At 59.6% G+C, this 4,763-nt stretch carries 4 protein-coding genes and 1 pseudogene; 4 read left to right on the top strand and 1 reads right to left on the bottom strand.

Translation table 11 applies throughout. The features are described from left to right. Positions 1–103 precede the first annotated feature (103 nt). The 4 genes and pseudogenes from HQL56_18285 to HQL56_18270 all read left to right on the top strand — a co-directional run bounded on the left by HQL56_18285 (position 104) and on the right by HQL56_18270 (position 4,136). A complete protein-coding gene (locus HQL56_18285) occupies positions 104–673 on the top strand; it encodes an acyltransferase (protein ID MBF0311467.1) in 570 nt (189 codons plus the stop codon). Continuing rightward, complete coding sequence (locus HQL56_18280) at positions 670–1,710, top strand: radical SAM protein (GenBank protein ID MBF0311466.1); 1,041 nt, start codon at positions 670–672, stop codon at positions 1,708–1,710. Before HQL56_18285 ends, HQL56_18280 begins: the two co-directional genes overlap by 4 nt. Then, the gene (locus HQL56_18275; GenBank protein ID MBF0311465.1) at positions 1,707–3,674 is read left to right on the top strand and encodes a tetratricopeptide repeat protein; all 1,968 of its coding nucleotides are present in this window, start codon (positions 1,707–1,709) and stop codon (positions 3,672–3,674) included. Before HQL56_18280 ends, HQL56_18275 begins: the two co-directional genes overlap by 4 nt. A gap of 174 nt (positions 3,675–3,848) precedes the next feature. After that, positions 3,849–4,136, top strand: a pseudogene (locus HQL56_18270) (BrnA antitoxin family protein). Between the two features lie 8 nt (positions 4,137–4,144). Here HQL56_18270 and HQL56_18265 read toward each other — a convergent pair. Then, positions 4,145–4,573, bottom strand: coding sequence for a hypothetical protein (locus HQL56_18265; GenBank protein MBF0311464.1), 429 nt, complete (start codon positions 4,571–4,573; stop codon positions 4,145–4,147). Positions 4,574–4,763 lie beyond the last annotated feature (190 nt).

Below are 4,763 nucleotides of genomic sequence, written 5' to 3'. Positions count from 1 at the left end.
GTCAACGGATAGAACATTTTCTTTTTTTGATATTTAAAAGATAACATATTGAAAGGCAACTAATTCTAAATATATCCAGGCTTGGTCTCGGGAGTTCTGTATCATGGCGCATCTGGGCGGAGCCTACTGGAACGATACCCTGCTGCGAAACGCCGGTTTCCGCACCCTGGGCGACGGCGTCAAGGTGCATGAGCGCGCCAGTCTTTATCATGTGGAAAACATCTCCCTGGGCCATCAAGTGCGCATCGACGATTTCGTGCTGATCGTGGCCACCGGCTTCCTGATCATGGGGGACCACAGTTACGTGGCCAATTACGGCTATCTGGGGGCCACCGCGGGCATCACCCTGGAAGAGGGGGTCACCCTGGCGCCCGGTGTGAAGATCTTTTCGTCCAGCGACGACTACTCCGGCGGCCATCTCACCAATCCCACCTGGCCCGCCCATCTGACCGGTGGGCAACGCGCCGAAGTGATTCTGCGCCGCCACGTCATCGTCGGCGCGGGCAGCGTGATTCTGCCGGGCTGCGTGCTGGGCGAAGGGGTCTCCGTGGGGGCCCTCTCCCTGGTCAAGGAGTCGCTGGACCCCTGGGGTATCTACGCGGGCATTCCGGCGAAACGCATCGGCGAGCGCCGGCGCGATCTCCTTCAACACCTTGAGGGAGCGCGGCCATGACCACTCCGCTCCAGGGGCAGATCGGGCGCGGCAAACTGAGCGGTTATCCCGAGCGGCTGGAAGCCTGGAGCCGGGGCGAGGTCTCCCGCCCCCTGGCGGTGGAGGTGGCCATCACCCACGGCTGCAACCACAACTGTCGCCATTGCGGCAGCCAGATGTTCACCAGCTTCGATAACCGGCACTTCATGGAGCCGGCCGTCTTTTTGCGGTTTTTGCAGGAGTTCCGTGACCTGGGCGGTGTGGAGTGTTATTTCGCCGGATCCGGGGAACCCCTGCTGCACCCCCATTTTGCCCGCTTCATGCAGCACGGTCACGAGTTGGGCCTCGACATGGCCTTCAGTTCCAACGGCGCGTCTTTGAGCCCGGCCCGCGCCGAGGCCATCCTGCCCTGGGCCGCCTGGATCCGCTTCAGCGTCAACGGCGGCGATGCGGAAACCTATACCCGCATCCATCAGTGCCACGCCGATGAATACCTCCGTCTGCGGGAGAACTTCCGCAACGCCAATGCCTTGCGCAAGGCGCGTGGCCTCGGGGTGCGGCTGGCCCTGCAATGCATCGTCTACGACGAAAACTGGGCCTCGCTGCCCTCCCTGATGGAGCTGGCGCGGGAGATGGAGGCCGACCGGGTGGTGTTGCGCAATCGCATCAATCGGGAAGGGGGGCTCAACCCCGTCCCCGAGGAGGCGTTGGCCCTGATGAAGGCGCTGGAAGCGGCGGAACCCCGGCTGGAGGTGCGCTGGAACAGCTTCTCGGGGGCGGACGAGGCGTGTTGGAGCCGCTGCCACGGCATCCATTTCCGCACCAACCTGGATTATCAGGGCAATCTCTTCTCATGTGCCCGCAACTACTATCGGGAGAGCCGCTTCGGCAACATCCACGAGGCCTCGCTGCACGCTATCTGGCATGGCGACTACCGCCGCGAGCTGTTTGCCGAGGTGGCGCGGGGGGAGGATATCCCGGTGTGCGGCAAATGGTGTCAGGTCTCCTTCGACAACCGGTACATGGAACAGTATCTGCGGCAGCGAGGTGCGCCATGAGCGTGAACGACTATTACGAAGCGGTGCGCCTGCATCGGGAGAAGCGTCTGCTCGAAGCGGAAGCGGCCTGCCGCAAGTTTCTGCTCTTTGCGCCATCGCACCCCGACGGACTCAGCCGGCTGGGCATGATTCTCTTCGATTCGGGACGGGCGGTCGAAGCGGTGGATGCCTTCCGGCGGGTACTGAGCGCCCGTCCCGGCGATGCCCTGGCCTGCAACAGTCTGGGCAATGCGCTGGTGGGGTGTGGCCGCATCGAGGAGGCCGAACGCTCCTTTCGTCTGGCTTTGGAACTCAAACCGGGACTGGCCCAGGCCCGCACCAGTCTGACGCTGATGGCCATACGTCGCCAGGAGTACGAAGAGAGCATCCGGCTGCTGCGGGAAGGGCTGCCTTTTTGGGTGGAGGGGCAGGGGCTGGGCGACGAGGTTCCCCATCTGAAATCGCGGGGTTTCCATCGGCTGGCCTGGGTGCTGGATCGCATCCGCACCCACCGGGCCGGTGCGGCGCAACGGGAGGATCCCCGCATGGACACCCTCTTTCTCGATGGCGCTCTGGCGGGGCAGGAGGCGGCAAAACACTATCGGGTGGCATGTACCCAGTCGGTGGACGGGCAGCAGCTCTGTTATGCCGATACCCGCCCCCCCGGTTCCGAAGCGGAGTGGCCGGAAAATCTGCTCTTTGTGCCGGTGGAGCACTATTTCGAATTTTTCATGAAGACCCGCTTGCGCTGGCCCCAGTTGATTGCCTTCGACGAGGGGGATGCCGTCTCCTGGCGACGGGCCGGTCTGGCGGCGCTGAGTCTGGATGTGTTGCAACTGCTGCGGCTGATCCGTTTCCACCACCGTGTTGCGGAGGTGGCCGCCGTGCAACCCGACTGGAGGGCGGACCAACCCGTTCGCGTCTTCCTGGCCAGCAGCCGGGAGACCACGGTGATGCAGCACTGCTCCCACGATCTGGCGGAAGCGTTTCGCCGTCTGGGTTGCGAGGTGAAGTTTCTCATCGAGGCCGATGATCGGGAGCGTTTCGGCGAGGGCTTGGTCTTTCTGGAGGAGTATGAAGCCTTCCGACCCCATTTGACGGTCAACATCAACTGGGCCAACAACGGGTATTTGCATCCGTCGGTTTTCAACGTGATCTGGTGGCAGGATCCCATGCCCGCCTTCACCGAGGGCAAACCGATGATGCTTCGGGATCGGGATCTGGTGCTGTCGGCCTACCGGGAATACGATCATCTGCTGCAACGCTGCGGGGTGAAAGAGGTGGGGCGTCAGGAGTTTTGCGTCGATACCCGGCTCTTTTCCGGAGGGCTGCCGTGGGAGGAGCGGCGCAAGGTAGTCTTCGTGGGCTCGTCCCACATCGACAACCTCAAACGCGCCAAGGGCAAGGATGAGGTGGTGGGCTATCTGAGACAGCGGTTTCTCTCGGGGAATCTGTTATCGCGGCAGGAGTTGGCGGATCTGGCGCAACGCTCCGGACTCGTTCTGGAGACGGAGGTCGATTTTCTCTACAGCTACGTGGTGCGGGATACCTGTGTGGAGTGGCTCTGCAGTCTGGCGGGGCGCATTCCCTGGGAGATCGAGGTTTACGGGCGTTTTTGGGATCGCAATCCCATCGTGGCGCCATTTTTCAAGGGGGAGATCCGTCACGGGGCCGATTTGGCGGCATTGTACGGCCAGGCGCGCTACGGCCTCAACGCCCATCAGGCGACGATCCTGTCGCAGCGACTGGTGGAGATGGCCGCCTGCGGCTGCGTGCCGCTGCTCAACGACGACCGTGCCAACGCCGAACCGCCCCATTGGGAGGAACACTGCCTCTTCTTCCGCAATGCCGGGGAGCTGCTGCAGCGCCTGAAAACCCGCCCGCCGGGCGATCCCCGCGACATCGCCCAGGCCTACTCCTACGAAACCCTGGCCAAACGGATACTGAAGTGGATGGGGGAGGTGCGGGGGAGAGAGCTTGTTTGACAGGCAGACTTCATCTTTTATCTTTTGACTTTCAATATGTTATCTTTTAGAAAGTAAAAAAATGTTCTGTCCTTTTGTTTATTATTTATCATTATTTTGGCGTATTCAAGTCTATTTATAATTTGTTCTCCATGAAAAGATTTTGACCTTGTTCGAAAGGGCGGCGCTAAGAACAGAACTCCTGATCCGGAACAGGTCGATGAGGAGAATCCGCAGTGGACCGACGAGGATTTCCGTCGGGCGCGGCCCGCCGGGGAGGTGCTTTTCGAAATTTTTCCCCGGCAGGTGGCGGAGGAGATGGTGCGTCCCAAGCGGGGCAGACCCCGCAAGGAGGATCCCAAACAATCCATCAATATCCGGCTCTCCCCGGATGTTGTCGCCTTTTTCCGCGCTTCGGGGAGAGGATGGCAGAGCCGTATCGACGAGGTGTTGCGCGAGTGGGTGTCGCAACGTGGCCGGTAGATGTCCCGTTAATGCGTCACCGACGGATCACCTGGAACGAAGGTGACCTCCCCGTTGGTGACCAGCGTGCGGAAGCGGAAATAGTGGGTCATATTGTCCCCGAGCCTGCTCATGGCCACCATGCCGATTCGCCGGGTGGTGAAATAGAAAAAGACCAACATTTGACCGGTAACCGGACAGGTGCCGTGGTGAAAGGACTTGTCCTCACGGAATTCCATGATCATGCATTGGTTGGTGTTGGCGGTTAAATTGAAATATTCCTTCAACGCCTTCTTGATGATGACCTGAACCATCTTGTTGCGGGTGGAGGAGGAGCCGGACATGAAGTCTCTGTTCAGGGCGATTTCGTCCATGAAATAACGAAAAGGATCTCTCAGATCGCTGGAAGTTTCAACGAGATGAAGCAAGTGGGCCAGTTTTTCGCTATAAGAGGGCATGGTTCGCTTGTTCCTGATGAAAAATGTGGTTTCTTTTGACTTCCAATATTTATCTATCAAGTGAGGGAGTTGCAAAACTCCCGCAACGGAACCGGGATAAATTTAATATTTTTTTACGTTTAATATTTAATCCTTTAAATATTGTATCTGTTCGGATATACGGGGGTTTGGGGGGGATTATCCCCCCCAA

The organism is Magnetococcales bacterium, assembly GCA_015231925.1.
Taxonomy (GTDB): domain Bacteria; phylum Pseudomonadota; class Magnetococcia; order Magnetococcales; family JADGAQ01; genus JADGAQ01.
Note: the sequence above shows the minus strand (reverse complement) of the source record. Positions and strands in the feature narration are given on the sequence as shown.

Bases quoted from the DNA above. Each gene is read 5' to 3' on its own strand.
- HQL56_18285 (MBF0311467.1), top strand. From the start codon at position 104: ATGGCGCATCTGGGCGGAGCCTACTGGAACGATACCCTGCTGCGAAAC.
- HQL56_18280 (MBF0311466.1), top strand. From the start codon at position 670: ATGACCACTCCGCTCCAGGGGCAGATCGGGCGCGGCAAACTGAGCGGT.
- HQL56_18275 (MBF0311465.1), top strand. From the start codon at position 1,707: ATGAGCGTGAACGACTATTACGAAGCGGTGCGCCTGCATCGGGAGAAG.
- HQL56_18265 (MBF0311464.1), bottom strand. From the start codon at position 4,573: ATGCCCTCTTATAGCGAAAAACTGGCCCACTTGCTTCATCTCGTTGAA.